15 protein-coding genes and 1 other annotated feature are annotated in these 14,965 nt (G+C 35.5%); of the genes, 3 read left to right on the forward strand and 12 right to left on the reverse strand.

The window, feature by feature from the left end; all coding sequences use genetic code 11:
* Window positions 1-12: 12 nt before the first annotated feature.
* The 6 genes from spxA to JL53_RS12150 form a co-directional block, all read right to left on the reverse strand.
* Complete coding sequence (gene spxA, locus JL53_RS12125; protein WP_003720569.1) at window positions 13-408, reverse strand: transcriptional regulator SpxA; 396 nt, start codon at window positions 406-408, stop codon at window positions 13-15.
* A gap of 319 nt (window positions 409-727) precedes the next feature.
* A complete protein-coding gene (locus JL53_RS12130; protein ID WP_038407751.1) occupies window positions 728-1,690 on the reverse strand; it encodes an oligopeptide ABC transporter ATP-binding protein OppF in 963 nt (320 codons plus the stop codon).
* Window positions 1,687-2,763 (reverse strand): ABC transporter ATP-binding protein, encoded by a 1,077-nt coding sequence (locus tag JL53_RS12135; protein ID WP_038407752.1) that lies wholly within the window; start codon window positions 2,761-2,763, stop codon window positions 1,687-1,689. The genes JL53_RS12130 and JL53_RS12135 overlap by 4 nt, the downstream gene beginning before the upstream one ends.
* 17 nt (window positions 2,764-2,780) lie before the next feature.
* A complete protein-coding gene (opp3C, locus tag JL53_RS12140) occupies window positions 2,781-3,815 on the reverse strand; it encodes an oligopeptide ABC transporter permease (RefSeq protein ID WP_038407753.1) in 1,035 nt (344 codons plus the stop codon).
* Window positions 3,815-4,744, reverse strand: coding sequence for an oligopeptide ABC transporter permease (opp3b, locus tag JL53_RS12145; protein WP_003720574.1), 930 nt, complete (start codon window positions 4,742-4,744; stop codon window positions 3,815-3,817). The genes opp3C and opp3b overlap by 1 nt, the downstream gene beginning before the upstream one ends.
* A 283-nt stretch (window positions 4,745-5,027) precedes the next feature.
* Window positions 5,028-6,707, reverse strand: coding sequence for a peptide ABC transporter substrate-binding protein (locus JL53_RS12150; RefSeq protein ID WP_003720575.1), 1,680 nt, complete (start codon window positions 6,705-6,707; stop codon window positions 5,028-5,030).
* A gap of 620 nt (window positions 6,708-7,327) precedes the next feature.
* Here JL53_RS12150 and JL53_RS12155 point away from each other — a divergent pair.
* Together JL53_RS12155 and trpS are read left to right on the forward strand one after the other, a co-directional pair.
* Entirely contained in the window at window positions 7,328-7,669 is a 342-nt protein-coding gene (locus JL53_RS12155; RefSeq protein ID WP_003720576.1) for a DUF3899 domain-containing protein, read from the forward strand.
* Window positions 7,670-7,712: 43 nt separating this feature from the next.
* Window positions 7,713-7,940: a binding site (T-box leader), on the forward strand.
* A 64-nt stretch (window positions 7,941-8,004) separates the two neighbouring features.
* On the forward strand, window positions 8,005-9,000 hold the full coding sequence (trpS, locus tag JL53_RS12160) for a tryptophan--tRNA ligase (protein ID WP_003720577.1): 996 nt from the start codon (window positions 8,005-8,007) through the stop codon (window positions 8,998-9,000).
* Between the two features lie 66 nt (window positions 9,001-9,066).
* Here trpS and JL53_RS12165 read toward each other — a convergent pair whose 3' ends face one another.
* The 5 genes from JL53_RS12165 to JL53_RS12185 form a co-directional block, all read right to left on the reverse strand.
* Window positions 9,067-9,483 (reverse strand): organic hydroperoxide resistance protein, encoded by a 417-nt coding sequence (locus JL53_RS12165; RefSeq protein ID WP_003720578.1) that lies wholly within the window; start codon window positions 9,481-9,483, stop codon window positions 9,067-9,069.
* Entirely contained in the window at window positions 9,467-9,919 is a 453-nt protein-coding gene (locus tag JL53_RS12170; protein ID WP_074673912.1) for a MarR family winged helix-turn-helix transcriptional regulator, read from the reverse strand. Before JL53_RS12170 ends, JL53_RS12165 begins: the two co-directional genes overlap by 17 nt.
* Before the next feature lie 117 nt (window positions 9,920-10,036).
* On the reverse strand, window positions 10,037-11,278 hold the full coding sequence (gene fabF / locus JL53_RS12175; protein WP_003720580.1) for a beta-ketoacyl-ACP synthase II: 1,242 nt from the start codon (window positions 11,276-11,278) through the stop codon (window positions 10,037-10,039).
* A 204-nt stretch (window positions 11,279-11,482) separates the two neighbouring features.
* Window positions 11,483-12,421: a 3-oxoacyl-ACP synthase III FabH gene (fabH, locus tag JL53_RS12180; RefSeq protein WP_003720581.1), complete on the reverse strand. Its 939-nt coding sequence runs from the start codon at window positions 12,419-12,421 to the stop codon at window positions 11,483-11,485.
* A gap of 116 nt (window positions 12,422-12,537) precedes the next feature.
* A complete protein-coding gene (locus tag JL53_RS12185) occupies window positions 12,538-13,662 on the reverse strand; it encodes a GW domain-containing glycosaminoglycan-binding protein (protein WP_077916426.1) in 1,125 nt (374 codons plus the stop codon).
* A gap of 324 nt (window positions 13,663-13,986) precedes the next feature.
* Between JL53_RS12185 and JL53_RS12190 the strand changes: the two genes are divergently transcribed.
* On the forward strand, window positions 13,987-14,175 hold the full coding sequence (locus JL53_RS12190; protein WP_038407755.1) for a YjzD family protein: 189 nt from the start codon (window positions 13,987-13,989) through the stop codon (window positions 14,173-14,175).
* A 95-nt stretch (window positions 14,176-14,270) separates the two neighbouring features.
* Here the strand turns inward: JL53_RS12190 and gpmA are convergent, their stop codons facing one another.
* On the reverse strand, window positions 14,271-14,960 hold the full coding sequence (gene gpmA / locus JL53_RS12195; RefSeq protein ID WP_038407756.1) for a 2,3-diphosphoglycerate-dependent phosphoglycerate mutase: 690 nt from the start codon (window positions 14,958-14,960) through the stop codon (window positions 14,271-14,273).
* Window positions 14,961-14,965: the final 5 nt, after the last annotated feature.

Raw genomic sequence — 14,965 nt, forward strand, 5'->3', positions numbered from 1 at the left:
CTTTTATCAATCTTAGTTAACCATTTTTTGCGCTTCACGTAATTGATACGTACGTACTCGGCGCGGTAAGAAACGGCGAATTTCATCTTCATTGTACCCAACTTGCAAACGTTTCTCATCAATAATGATAGGACGTCTTAATAAGCCAGGATTTTTCTGGATTAATTCAAATAGCTGTTGTAAAGGAAGACTATCTAAATCCACATTCAACTTTTGAAAAGTTTTTGAACGAGTGGAAATAATTTCATCTGTTCCGTCCTCAGTCATACGAAGAATTTCTTTAATCTCATCCAAACTAAGTGGCTCGGAAAAAATGTTTCTTTCCTTATAAGGGATATCATGTTCTTCCAACCATGCACGAGCTTTTCGGCAAGATGTGCAACTAGGTGAAGTGTATAACGTTACCATTAGACATTCACACTCCTTATCGGGTATTGTTTCATTCATATAACGAAATTCTAGCAATATCTCTATTTGGAAAATTCATTAAAGAACTTACACTTCATTATACACTAATTTTGTGAAATTCCATATACTATTTTTAAAATTTTTCTTCCCAAATATGTAAAACCATTGTTAGCAAGCCGTTATGTATATGATACCCCTACTATAACTTGTTTAAACTAAAATCACATGAAAAAATTAGCTTTTTTATGAGAATTTCATGAGAATTTTCATTTTAAACAAAAACACTCGCCGAAATCGATTCGACGAGTGACATTATTTATTATTTAACAGCAGCAGATAATTTAGCATGCTTCTCTTTATACATTACTTCTTCTTCTTCTGAACAATAAACAAAGTGTCCAGGAGCGATTTCACGCATTTTAATTTCATCACCGTCTTTATAATTATGAGAAGTTGGATCATATGCTTTACGCACGCGAGTCCGTTCATAATTTGGGTCTGGTAGAGGAATTGCGGATAAAAGCGATTCTGTATAAGGATGTAATGGTGCATGGTATAAATCATTAGCCGGTGCTAACTCTACCAATTTACCAAAATACATTACGCCAATACGGTCACTAATATATTTAACCATGGATAAATCATGGGCAATAAATAGGTAGGTTAGATTTTTTTCTTTTTGTAATTGGCGTAATAAGTTAACTACTTGCGCTTGAATGGATACATCCAGTGCAGAAATAGGTTCATCAGCAATGATAAATTCAGGTTGAACAGCAAGCGCACGGGCAATCCCAATACGTTGACGTTGACCACCAGAAAACTCATGCGGATAACGACCAGCATGTTCTTTACTTAAACCAACCGTCTCAAGTAAATCATATACTTGTTGATTTGTGTCTTCCGGCGTTTTAGCAAGTCCATGAATACGAATACCTTCAGCAATGATATCTTTAACTTTCATACGCGGATTTAAAGACGCATATGGATCTTGGAAAATCATTTGCATTTTACGACGGAATTCCAGCATTTCTTTACGGTTTTTACGTGCATGCACATCTTTACCATTATAAATAACTTCTCCACCAGTCGCATCATACAAACGAATAATCGTACGTCCAGTAGTTGATTTACCACAACCAGATTCACCTACTAAACCTAGTGTTTCACCTTTATAAATATCAAAAGAAATATCATCAACAGCACGTACTTCACTTGCAGTACCTTTGTTAAAGTATTGCTTTAGATTATGAATTTCTAATAATTTTTCTCTTTGCTCCGTCATTCTACTTCTACCCCTTTCGCATGGACAGCTTGCATGCCAGGATGAAGTTCCGCAAACTGTTCTTGGCGACGTAATACAGCATCAGGAGGCGTTACTTCAGGTGCATCTGGGTGAAGTAACCATGTAGCCGCATAATGTGTATCAGACACCTTAAATAGTGGGGGCTCTTCTTCAAGGTCAATTTGCATTGCATATTTATTACGAGCCGCAAATGCGTCCCCTTTTGGAGGATGAAGCAAGTCTGGAGGCGTACCTGGAATAACAAATAGTTCTTCATCATCTGTATCCAGTGTAGGCATAGAACTAATCAATCCCCAAGTATAAGGATGTTGTGGGTTATAGAAAATCTCATCAACCGTACCAATTTCCACAATTTTACCACCATACATAACAGCAACCCGGTCTGCAACATTTGCTACAACACCAAGATCATGGGTAATAAAGATAATAGATGTATCAATTTTTTTCTGCAAATCTTTCATCAAATCTAAAATTTGAGCTTGAATAGTTACATCTAGTGCCGTTGTTGGTTCATCAGCAATCAAAATTTGCGGATTACAAGCAAGCGAAATTGCAATAACAACACGTTGACGCATCCCACCAGAAAATTGGTGAGGATATTGTTTAATTCGTTCTTCTGCATTTGGAATACCAACTAATTGAAGCAATCGCAATGCTGTTTTACGAGCTTCTGATTTGCTAATCTTCTGGTGCTTAATAAGTGGTTCAGAAATTTGTTTTCCAATTGTCATCGTGGGATTTAGTGATGTCATTGGATCTTGGAAAATCATTGCTATATCTTTCCCACGAATTTTTTGCATTTCTTTTTCGTGTGCTTTAGCAATATCCATTCCATTAAACAAGATTTGACCACTTTTAATTTCTGAATTACCTTCTGGAAGCAAACGCATAATTGATTTTGTTGTAACTGATTTACCAGAACCAGATTCTCCAACAATCGCTAATGTTTCACCTTTATACAAATCAAAATTAACTCCACGAATTGCCTTTACTTCTCCAGCATATGTGTGGAATGAAATATTTAAATCTTTCACTTCTAATAGCTTTTCCATAATTCCTCACCTCTCTTTTAATCGCGCATTTTAGGATCAAAGGCATCGCGTAAGCCGTCTGCAATCAGGTTAAATGCAATCATGACAATACATAACACGATACAAGGATAAAGTATCATATACGGCAATACTTGTAATGTTTTATATCCATCATTGACCAAGACCCCTAGAGATGCGGCAGGCGCTGGAAGACCTAATCCAATAAAGCTTAAAAAGGCTTCAAAGAAAATCGCACTAGGAATACTAAACATAATATTAATGATAATAATCCCAGAAATATTTGGTATTAAGTGTTTTATAAGAATTTTTGGTGTCGATTCACCTAATGTCATAGAAGCCATAACAAATTCCTGGTTTTTCAGCTTTAAGACTTGTCCTCTGACTACCCTGGCCATAGTTATCCAACTCGTTATCGCAATTGCGATGATGATTGAAAGCATTCCTGGATCCAATATCAACATCATTAAAATAACAACAACTAAGTTTGGAATTGCACCAATAACTTCTAGCACACGTTGCATAAAGTTATCAACACGACCTCCAATGTACCCAGAAATTAAACCATAAGCAACCCCAATTACAAGGTCGCAGAGTGCTGCAACAACTGCAATAATAAGAGATACTCGTGTACCCGCCCAAATACGAGCAAATTGGTCACGACCTAGCGTGTCACTACCTAACCAGTAGTAAGTGCCTTCTTTAATATTATTTTGTTTATAAATATCGACATCTTCCCCACCAATTGATTGATGACCATTCCAAAATGGCATATTATCAAACCCTTGAACTTTTGGTGGAAGACTCGCATTTTCAGTGATTTGTCTATTTACATTGTGATCTGGACCTAAATTTTGTGATAAATAAGGACCAATAATAGCCATAATAACTACAAGTGCTAAAACAATAAGTGAAACTAAGGCCGCTCTATTTTTACGAATTCGAAGCCAAGAATCTTGCATAAAAGTTAAACTTGGTCGATTAATTTTCTCTGCTTCTGCTTCCAAAATGTGCGCTGGTTGAAATCTTTCTTTTGCAATTTTATGTTCTGCCATTATTTTCTACCTCCAGACACACGGATTCGTGGATCAATTAATCCGTAAAGAATATCCACTACTAAGATAATAAATACTAACATAACAGCAAATAGTAATGTAGTCCCCATGATAACTGGATAATCATTCGTTTGAATGGAAGATACAAATTGACTACCAATACCTGGAATACTGTAAATATTTTCAATAACTAGAGAACCAGTCATTAGTGCAACTGACAATGGTCCTAAAACGGTAATTAAAGGAATAAGTGCATTACGAATTGCATGTTTTATTGCTACTTCAGTGCGACTATTCCCTTTTGCCTTAGCTAATAAAACATAGTCAGATGCAAATACATCAATTAGTTCTGTTCTCATAAATCGAGCAGCTGTTGCAAGTGGGAACATCGCTAACGCAAATGCCGGCAAAATCGTATCTGCAAAAGTCCCCCATCCGGCTACTGGGAACCATTGTAATTTTGCTCCAAACCAGTATTGTAATACAGTCGCAAAAACAAACGATGGTACTGACTTTCCTAATATTGCTATAAATGTACTCGTATAATCCGGCCACCTATTTTGATACATGGCCGCGACCACCCCAAGCAATATCCCAAATATAACACCAAAAACCATTGCCTCTAGTGCTAATTGGACAGAAGGACCAATTAGCGCACCTAAAATTTCGGACACTGGTCTATTATCAAGTTGGAAAGAAACACCTAGGTCTCCTTTAACCAAATTTGTCATATAATTAAAATATTGGGCTGGAATTGAATCATTTAGTCCGTATTTTTCATTCATCATATGAATTTGTTCATCAGATAGTTTCTCCTGATTACGATAAGGCGTACCAGGCAAGAATTTCATTAGAACAAACGTAACTGAAGCAATAATGAATAACGTTATAAGCATATATAATACTCTTTTTAACGTATATTTAACCATCTATCTCTGCACCTCCCAGTATAAATAAATATATAAAAAAGTTATTCCTAACCAAATTCGCAAGTTTAGTGAGCCTTTTTCTTTATTTCTAAACTTTTATTGCAACATGGCAAATTAGTTAGGAAAAAAACTTCATTTTTCGAATGTTAGGTTCTAGAAAATCTAGAAAAGGATACTTTAATTTTTAATTATAACACATGTAAATCATCAGCAAAAGGAGAGAGCATATCGAAATATACTCTCTCTTTCCGCTAAGCATTTTCTTAAAGACTAATTAATTATTTTATTTAGTCAAGTATGTTTCTTTATAAGTGTAATCAGGACCAAATGGATTTTTTTGCAAGTTTTTAATGTAGTCTTTTTGCAAGTATGCAGTAGAACGTTGATAAAGTGGTTGAACAGCTACATCTTCCGTAAGTAGGATTTGTTCTGCTTTAACCATTTCATCCCAACGTTTTTGATCATCAGCTGCATAAGTTACTGAAGCATCATTTAAAATCTTGTCGTAGTCTTTGTTAGAATAACTCATTCTATTTTGTGCACCATCAGTTACAAATAAATCAAGGAAAGTGGATGGATCTTGATAGTCAGGACCCCAGCCGCTCATTGAGAAGTCGTAATCTTGGTTTTGGTCATTTTGTAAACGAACTTTAAATGGTACGTTTTTCAGTTTAACTGTAAGACCATCTAAATTCTTTTCTAATTGAGCTTGAAGGAATTCAGAAGATTTTCTTGCATTTTCAGTATCATCACTAGTGAATTCAACTGTAATTTCAGAAACTCCAAGTTCTTTCAAACCAGCTTTCCAAGCTTTTTGTGCTTCTTTTACATCATATTCCAAATGTGGACCAGATTCTTTTGTATAATCTTCTTTGTTACCTGGATCAAAAGTAAATCCTTCTGGTACTAGGTTGTTGGCAGGTTTAGAGCCATTTTTTAGAACTGTGTCTGTATAAGATTGTTTGTCAATTGCAAGGGATATCGCTTTACGGATATTTTTGTTTGCAAATACGGTATCTTTACCAGCACGTTTTTGGTTGTATTTAATATAGAAAGTAGAAGAATCATTTACTGTTACATAATCTTTGTTGCTTTTGTTTTGCGCTGCATATTCAGCACTTAGTACAGTACGATCTACTTTGTCAGTATTGTATAGGTTAAGTCCAGTACCGGAATCTTGAACAACTTGTACGTTGATTTGTTTCAACTTCACTTTGTCTTTATCCCAGTAGCTATCATTTTTTACGTAAGTCCATTTTTTATTTGTTCCAGTCCAGTCTTTCAACTCGAAAGGTCCGTTGAATAACATGTTATCACTATTTTGTGCATATTTTTCGCCTTTTTCTGTAACGAATTTTTCGTTAAGTGGGAAGAAAGTCGGGAATGCAAATAGTGAATTAATATATGCAGTTGGTTTTGCTAGAGTAACTTCTAGAGTATAGTCATCTACTGCTTTAATTCCTAATTCTTCAGGTTTTTTTGTACCTGCTACAATTTCTTCACCGTTTTTGATTGCAGCAAATAGGTAAGAATATGTTGCAGCGGTATTAGGGTCAACTGCACGACGCCATGAGTAAACATAGTCATTTGCAGTTACAGGATCTCCGTTTGACCATTTTGCATCTTCACGAAGTTTGATAGTATAAACTGTTTTGTCATCACTTATTTTTGGCTCTTCAGCAGCACCTGCAATGGCAGGAATACCATCTTTATTAAGCGCATATAGACCTTCATTTGTTTGGTTAACTACGTTTAAACCAACTTGGTCATCCGCTTTTGTGCTGTCTGCAGAAGGAATTAATGCACTTTCTGTTAAGTTAAGTACTTGTTCTCCTGAAGCTTTACCTGAGCCTGAGCCTTTTTTGTCGTCAGATTTGGAATCAGATCCGCCTCCGCATGCTACCAAGACTAAGCTTAGTAATAGTGTTAATCCAAGTGTAAGAAATAATTTAGATTTTTTCACTAAGTAGACCTCCCTTTTTTATTTTTCTGAAAAATTGTTTCGATATCTATTATACTCTAAGAATTCTGGCTTTGTAAATTATTTTTACAAGATAAATGAAAACAAGGATGAAAGATACAAGTTATTAAAATATTAAGGCAAAATTGAAATTGCGTGAAAAATCTGAACAGAGATTGTTACGCTACCCTTCATTTTGCGATAACTCGAATTAATTATGTATACTTTGCTAAACCTTTTTATTAAGTTTTCAGAAAAATAACCATTTAGGTGGTAAATTCATGAATAACTTAGCCAATTATGTCTGAACTATAGAAGTCATCTTTTTTGTATAAGAAAAAATATCGAACCCCTTTAAAATTTAAAGGATTATTATATTTATATACTTTTTTTGGGCTGTTGTCTAGATAAAAATACCAAAAATTTAATTAAATTTTGTAATAAATTCCAAAAACGTTGATGTAATGGGATTCTTCTGTTAATAATATGTAAAGACAGTTGCTAGCTTATTTTCCATAAAACGATTGAATTTCTCACATTGCGTGATAGCTTTCTTCTATCATATAGTGTTTAACGGCAAATTGTGATAGAGTGAATTATGAAATTTAATTAGAGGTGAGAAAATGTTTTTAAGAATTTCGATTTACACTCTTATTCAAGAGGGAATTATTTTTGGAATCCTACTTTTCGGCAAAAATGGGGTTAGTTTACGTGGTTATATAGATATTTCTTTCCTTGTATCACTAATTACATTGCTTATTGGATTATTTGTTTATATAATGAGAAGTGGTTTTCTGGACCGGGTTCATAATGGATTTAGGAATATATCTCGAAAAATCAAACGTGAAGAAGAAAGTGAGTTTTCTGATATGATGCTGTCAGAACTTGTAGGTCTTCAATATGCAGGTATTTTAATCAGCGCGCTTCTAGTAATGCTTTCCAGTATTTTATGCTTATTTTTATGATTGACAAGCCGTTTTATAAACTGATAAAATGTATAGTAATATAACTGATGCGTTAATAGGAAGAATAGTACATTTTGTAGCTTTTCAATAGAGAGTCTGTGGTTGGTGAAAACAGATAAAGCACAAAATCGAATGGCCTTCTGAGGACTGTTTGTGAAATGATGTAGCAGACAGCGGCTAAAGACCGTTATCTTCTTTAATAGAAATTTTCTATTACTAAGAGCCTTTTTGGTACTTAGGGTGGCACCGCGGATAACCGTTCGTCCCTAACATTCATTTGTTGGGATGGACGGTTTTTTATTTTCGCAATCAGTAAATAAATTGGAGGAATACACATGAAAAAAATAATATTTTCCGGAATTCAACCTAGTGGACAATTAACTTTAGGAAATTACATTGGAGCATTAAAACAGTTTGGACAATTTCAAGATGAGTATAATTGTTTTTATTGTATCGTGGATGAACACGCAATTACAGTTCCTCAAGACAGACTAAAATTGCGACAACAGACTAGAAATCTTGCAGCACTTTATTTAGCTGTTGGACTTGATCCTGAGAAAGCAACTTTATTTATTCAATCTGAAGTTGCTGCACATGCGCAGGCTGCTTGGATTTTACAATGTAATGTTTATATTGGTGAACTAGAACGCATGACACAATTTAAAGATAAGTCGGATGGCAAAGCAGGCGTTAGTGCTGGACTTTTGACCTATCCACCGTTAATGGCGGCCGATATTTTACTTTATCAAACTAATTTAGTCCCTGTTGGTGAAGACCAGAAACAACATATCGAATTAACACGAGATATAGCAGAACGATTTAACAAAAAACACGCAGATATTTTTACGATGCCGGAAGTATTTATTCCGAAACAAGGCGCACGAGTAATGTCCCTTCAAGATCCAACAAAGAAAATGAGCAAATCAGATGCTAATTTAAAAAATGCTATCTTCTTACTCGATCCACCAGCAACAATTACAAAAAAAATCAAGAGTGCTGTTACTGACTCTAGTGGAATTATTGAGTATAACAAAGAAGAAAAACCTGGTATTTCGAATCTACTAACTATTTATTCCGTTATTACTGGGGAAACGATAGCTGGTATAGAAGAGAAATATGCTGGTAAAGGTTATGGTGACTTTAAAACTGACTTGGCAGAAATTGTTGTTGCTGAACTTAGCCCAATTCAAGAAAGATACCATGCTTACTTAGAATCAGATGAATTAGATGATATTTTAGATGCTGGCGCAGAAAAAGCAGCACAAGTAGCTAATAAAACATTGAAAAAAATGGAAAATGCTATTGGACTTGGTCGAAAACGAAGAAAATAAATAATTGCGAAAACCCGTATGAAGTGAATTATTCATACGGGTTTTTTCTATAAAAATATCAGTAAATTAACCAACTTTAATTTCCACATCAATGTTACCACGTGTTGCTTTCGAATATGGACAAACATCATGTGCTTTTTTCAGTAATGCTTCTGTTTTTTCTTCGTCCAAGCCTTCAATTGTTCCTTCTAATAAGACACCAATTTTAAATCCATTATCTTCTGGGTCACTGTATAAGCTTACAGTCGCTGTTACTGTGCTTTTTGCGTCAATCCCGGCTTTTCCAAGTACTAATTCTAGAGCACTATTGAAACAAGCACCATATCCAGCCGCAAATAATTGTTCTGGATTTGTTCCACCGCCACCATCTCCCCCAAGTTCTTTGGGCGCTGCAATGTCAAAATAAAATACATTGTCAGGTGAATGTACTTCTCCGCTTCTTCCACCAGTGTTAATAACAGTTGTTTCATACAGTTTTTTCATGTTCTATTCCTCCTAATTGATTAGTTAGTGCTTGAATTTTTGTAAGTAATTGTGTATATTCCTTTTCGTCGGCACCTAGTAGTTGAAGACATTTGTCCACGCTTTCTAGCACAGCAGCTTGTATTTTATTCGCTTTTTCTGTTGCTTTTATATACACGCGGCGTTCATCTTCGGGATGACGGCTCCGAGTGACATATCCTAAATGCTCCATCCGCTTTAACATTGGCGTGAGTGTGCCACTATCCAAAGCTAATCTATTTCCAAGTTCAGATACCATTAGTTCTTTCCCTTCCCATAAAACTAGTAAACTAATATACTGTGGATAAGTCAGTTGAAAAGGTTCCAATGCTTCACGATATAGCCTTGTAAATTGTTTGGATGCACTGTAAACAGAAAAACAAAGCTGTTCTTCTAATATGCGCTTGTTCGTGTCCACCATGTTCTCCTCCTTTTAGGTTGTGTGCAATTCAATGTTACACCTTCTTTTAAAAGATAGCTATATTTTTGCTCAAAAAAAGCCCTACCTCCAACATGGAAGTAAGGCTTAAACTTTTTATTCTTTTACTCTTTTAAATACCAATGTCGCATTATGACCGCCAAAGCCAAAAGAATTGGATATTGCTACATCCACTTCTTTTTCACGTGCTTCGTTTGGAACATAATCCAAGTCACAAACTTCATCTTGGTTTTTCAAGTGAATTGTTGGCGCAATAATATTATCACGAATACTTAGCACTGTAAAAATAGCTTCAATACCACCAGACGCACCTAAAGTATGACCAGTCATTGATTTAGTAGAACTAATGGCTAATTTTTTAGCAGATTCACCAAATACAGTTTTAATTGCTTGTGTTTCATATTCATCATTATATGGAGTACTAGTTCCGTGAGCGTTGATGTAATCCACTTTATCAGGTGTAAGCCCTGCATCATCAATGGCCATTTTCATAGCACGAGCCGCTCCTTCACCACCTGGAGCTGGAGCTGTAATGTGATATGCATCTCCTGTTGCACCGTAGCCAACAACTTCTGCATAAATTTTAGCACCACGAGCTTTTGCATGTTCGTACTCTTCTAAAATGACAATCCCAGCACCTTCGCCAATAATAAAGCCATCACGATCTTTATCAAATGGACGACAAGCAGTTTCTGGATCTGGATTTAAAGATAAAGCCTTGTTAGCAGTAAATCCTGCTAAAGACATTTTTGTGATTGGCGCTTCTGCTCCGCCGGTAATCATTGCATCAGCATCACCACGTTCGATTACTTTGAAAGCATCACCGATAGAGTTTGTAGCTGTAGCGCATGCAGTAACTGTAGTTGAGTTAATTCCTTTTGCACCAAAACGGATGGAAACTTGACCTGAAGCCATGTCTGGAATCATCATTGGTACGAAAAACGGGCTAACACGACGATGTCCACGATTTAAAAACACTTCATATTGTGTTTCGAATGTTTCCATACCGCCGATTCCTGAACCAATCCAAACACCAACACGAGCAGCATTAGAATCATCAATAATTAGTCCAGAATCTTGTACAGCCATTTCAGCACTTGCAATTGCGTAATGGGTAAAGCGGTCCATTTTACGAGCTTCTTTTTTCTCTAAATATTTTTCAACATCAAAATCTTTCAATTCTGCTGCAATTTTAACCGGAAAGTCATCCGGATTAAGTCTTGTCATTTCTGAAACACCATTAACACCTTTTTTTGCGTTTTCCCAAGAAGTTTCCGCATCATTCCCAATTGGTGTAACGGCTCCAATACCAGTAACAACCACTCTTCTTCTATCCATTTACTCATCTCCTCATTTTTGCGATTCATAAAAAACAACTTCTGTCTAATCGACAGTAGCTAGTATAAAATTAAGGCTTTACTTAAATTAAAAATAGTGCACAAACAAATAAACCAAAAGCCTGCTCTATTATAACATAAAAAAAGTAGAGTTGCCCTAACTAAAATAATCGTTAGGGCAACTTTACTTTTTTTAATTGGTGATTTATTTACCCCAACGAATAATTAAAGCTCCCCACGTTAAACCGCCGCCAAAACCAACAAGTAACACATTATCATCTTCTTTAATACGTCCCTCTTCTACGGCATCTACTAGCGCAAGTGCAATAGAGGATGAAGATGTATTGCCATATTTATGAACTGTCTTCATTAGTTTTTCTTCTGGTAAATTTAAACGTTCCCGAGAAGCTTCCATAATACGAATGTTAGCTTGGTGTGGAATTAACAAATCTAAATCTTCTTTTTCAAGTCCAGCACTCTCAAGAACGCGTAAAGATGCTTCACCCATTTGACGAACAGCAAAGCGGAATACTTCGCGTCCATTCATGTAGATTTTTTTATTTTCGTCTAGATTTAAGTATTTACCACCTGAACCATCCGAACCTAAGTCAAAAGATAGTAAACCGCGATTATCAGAGACCGGACCCATAACTACTGCTCCAGCTCCATCACCGAATAGAACAGCAGTTGCGCGATCATCCCAATTAGTGATTTTAGATAATTTATCTGCACCAACTACAACGATATTTTTATATGCTCCTGTTTTAATAAATTGTGCTGCTGTCACGACACCAAAAGTAAATCCAGCACAAGCTGCTTCCACATCCATTCCAGCTGCGTTTTTTGCACCTAAACGGTCTTGAATAATGTTAGCAACTGATGGAAAAGTTGCTTCTTGAGTTACTGTTGCTACGATAAATAAATCAATATCATCTGGTGTCAATCCAGCATTTTTGATTGCTACTTTTGCCGCTTCATATGCTAAATCATGTGTATATTCATCATCACGAGCAATTCTTCTTTCTTCAATTCCGGTACGAGTACGAATCCACTCATCAGATGTTTCCATCATTTTTTCTAAATCAAAGTTTGTTAATATTCTTTCAGGTACGTATTTACCTACTCCTAAAATTCCTGCGTTCATGTGTTCTCCTCCATATCAAACTACATCAGGATAAATGTTAATCTCTCCTGGATATTTTTATGACCTGGTCCTAATTTTAACAGAGAACTCTTCATTACGCAATTGGATTGCTACTTTTATTTTGTTTCCGTCAAATTTTCTGGGTTGTTTTCTGCAAATCCGCTTGCTTTTGACCAACCAATAATCTTTCCGTCATCAGTCTTCACACGATACCAGTATTCATTTTTTACATCTGCACGTCGATCAATATCTAATTCTTTTCCTTTATAATCGTTTAATGCAGAAACTACTTTAGAATTATCTTCTACTGGATACGCATAAATTTTTTGATCAGAATCTGTGACATATTTATCTAGTTTTACATTAGTTTCATTTTTAGGTGTATAAAAAATTTTTACTGCTTTACTATTTATCCAACCAATTTGTTTACCTTGATCCTGTAAATTATACCAAGTTCCTTGTTCAGTTGTAGCTTTGTCTGTGATTCTTAGTGACTTATTTTGATAATTTTTGGCATCAGAAGCTTTTTCAGCGCCTTCCGTATTGTATGGTTTTGTCCAAATGGTTTCGCCGGAATTCGTTATTTCAGCATAAGCTAATTGTTTCTCGGTAGATGTTACTGCGTCGTAAATATTATCATAATTATCTAAATGATATTTCTCAATCGTTGAGATAAGCTTGTCTGCATATGCTGGGTCAGTTGCATAACCAGCATCTTGAATTGCATATGCCGCTTTATTGTAGTTTGTTTCTCCGATGACTGCTGAATATAGCCCTCCGTTTCCTGACACTCCATTAACAAATAGTTGTGCATGATCTTCTAAAGATGCTTTTTTATCCGGATACTTTCTAAAATCTGCTTGTGTCCGGTAAGCTTCACCATTACTAAATTCCTGCGTCCCCATTGAAACGGATTGTCCCTCGTAACTGCCTTTAATTCCAAACAAGTTGTTACCTGATGTAGATAAGCCGCTTTTGCCCCAATTAGATTCTAAGATGGCTTGCGCTAATGTAACACTTGTCAATATTTTTTCTTCTTTTTGTAAATCTTGTGCATCGCTTGCTATGGATTGAATAAATTGTTGTTGTGATAAAGTCATTCCTGCTTGGCTCACTGTAGTTTGGCTTGCTTCGGCTGCCTCTGCATGAGCAAAAGGTAATAACGTTGAACTTACGATGGCACTTGCTAGTAAAATCTGCGTGAATTTCTTTTTCATTATCAGTTGGCACTTCCTATCCAAATTAGTTATTTCCCCCAATTTAAATGGCTCTGTCTCTGTTAACCTTCTACATTCTAGCATTTTCATTCTGAGAGCTTACTAACTTTTTGATGAAAGTTTTATCATACAACACGATAAATGGCTGTATAATAGGATTCACGGATAACTATTTACATTTGACAATATTATGACATTGTTCATTTTAGCTCTTAATACTTATATTCTACACCTTTTAGCTTAATCCTTTCCAAAAGTTGATAATCCTATTTTCAAAGAATATTTGATTGGATAATCAAGTTTTATGTGCTAAAATGTATTATGAAATAGATGAAATGGGGTGTAAGGATGCGTTACGTGGTGACTGTATTTTGGATATTCGTCCTTTCTTTAATGGCAGAATTCGTTCTTTCTTCCATGTTATATGTACCATTTGATATGATACGAGCTCTTGTTTTAGGGGTAGGCATGTCCTTCTTCATTATTTTAATCACTTTCTTAATGCCTAAAGATAGCGAAGTTTATGACTTTAAGTAAACATCCAACTTTCTGATAGCTAGAGCTCACTTTTATGTGCGTTCAAAAAAAAGAACCTCTTTCTAAGTTATTGAGCTTAGAAAGAGGTTCTTTTTTTATTTATCCAAGTAATATTTATTTACTGGTTTTAAATCATCATTCAACTCATATACAAGCGGCACACCTGTTGGGATTTCCAGCTCCATTATTTCATCATCACTGATTCCTTCTAAAAATTTCACTAAGGCTCGCAAACTATTTCCATGAGCGGCAATGACAACTCGTTTACCTTCTTTAATTTCAGGTGCAATTGTGTCCATCCAATAAGGTATCACTCGTTCTAAAGTTACTTTCAAGTTTTCACCTGAGGGGATTGCATGAGTATCAAGTAATTGATAACGTCGATCATTTTTTGCCTGTCTTTCGTCGTTTTCTTCAAGTAATGGTGGAAGAGTATCATAGCTTCTACGCCATTTTTGTACTTGGTCAGCGCCATATTTTTCTGCGGTTTCTTGTTTGTTTAGCCCTTGAAGTGCTCCGTAATGACGTTCGTTCAAGCGCCAAGATTTATTTACCGGAAGCCACATTTGGTCAGATTCTTCTAAAACAAAATTCAAGGTTTTAATAGCCCTTGTTAAAACGGAAGTAAAAGCCACATCAAATTCTAAGCCAGCTTCTTTAATCCTTTTTCCAGCTGTTTTTGCTTCAATTACGCCTTCTTCTGACAAGTCAACATCGTGCCAACCAGTAAATAAATTCAATTTGTTCCATTCACTTTGACCATGACGTATTAATACTAATTTCATCTTCC

The organism is Listeria ivanovii subsp. londoniensis (assembly GCF_000763495.1).
Taxonomy (GTDB): Bacteria; Bacillota; Bacilli; order Lactobacillales; family Listeriaceae; genus Listeria; species Listeria londoniensis.